This is a genomic window from Endozoicomonas sp. SESOKO4 (genome assembly GCF_024606275.1).
Window position 1 is genome coordinate 1 of the sequence record NZ_JAHHPS010000377.1, and the last position, 1,041, is coordinate 1,041.

Below are 1,041 nucleotides of genomic sequence, written 5' to 3' on the forward strand. Positions count from 1 at the left end.
GCTTTTATATTGCCATTGTCGTAAAGTGCATAGCCCGTATCCAGTGTTAATCCATAGAGCTTACCTGTAGTGGAGCTACTTTCTTTACGTGTCAGGGCACCTAAACGGAAACCACGCTTATTTTTATAATCGAGGTCGAAATAGTTCACTGCCGCATTGGAAAACAACCTTTCTCCCTGGTAACTTGCAAAAAGACTGCCGCCGAAACTGTCGGTTTTATAGTTGGATTGCTCGGGTGTGTATCGAGTTTCAGCACCCTGTATGGCGATACCCAGCCTGAGTGCTTCTGTCAATTGGTAGTGCAGGCCCGCATGGATGACATAGCCCTTGTTGTTATTGGCTTTCCTGCCAACAGCGTCATAAATCTGGTTTTCTACTCCGGCTCCGCCGCCAAAAAATGACAAGGTGCCTGATTCCGCGTCTTTCCAGCGATGCTGTGCCAGTTCATTGAAAATATTGTTATCCAGTGTGGCTGAGTGAGAGTCTGCAATTCTTGGCAAGCCGCCGACTTCGGTGGCCCCCCTGATGGCCGACAAAATATAATCGCTGCCTATTTTGTGCATGACGCTTGAGGGGTGCAGGCCATCCCAGAATATTGACTTCTGTGCAACCCCCGTTGTGATGCGTTCTCTCTGGTCTCCCCCCTGATCAGGCGCTCTGCATGGGACGCCAATTGGCTCACCCTTAACCATACAGGTGATATCGGTATTTTCAGAGGAAAGATCAATGAAACCGAAGGCTGCCGCGTTATCAGACACCTCTGTAACCAGACCAGACAGATTCATATAGAAGATATTGGCACTGGACTTTCGGAGCTCTGTGAGGACGGCGTCATCAATCGCTTTACTGGCCATACTGAGTTGGTCACGGGTGCCAGACAACTCACGCTCTCCTCCTGGTGTTTCTCCAAGATTGGGAACATTGAGCAAAACGATATAACGAGCGCCATAGCTTTGGAGAGCATTGACACTGCCCACCATGTTTTGAGCAACTTCCCGGGGTGTCCGAAGCTGATGCACCACAAATACCACATCATTGCTG

General features: G+C 49.4%; 1 protein-coding gene. It reads right to left on the reverse strand.

What is annotated here, in order from left to right; genetic code table 11:
* The coding region (locus KDK16_RS07540; RefSeq protein WP_257275397.1) for an autotransporter domain-containing protein at nt 1-1,019 on the reverse strand (1,019 nt) is incomplete at its 3' end.
* Between the last annotated feature and the right edge of the window lie 22 nt (nt 1,020-1,041).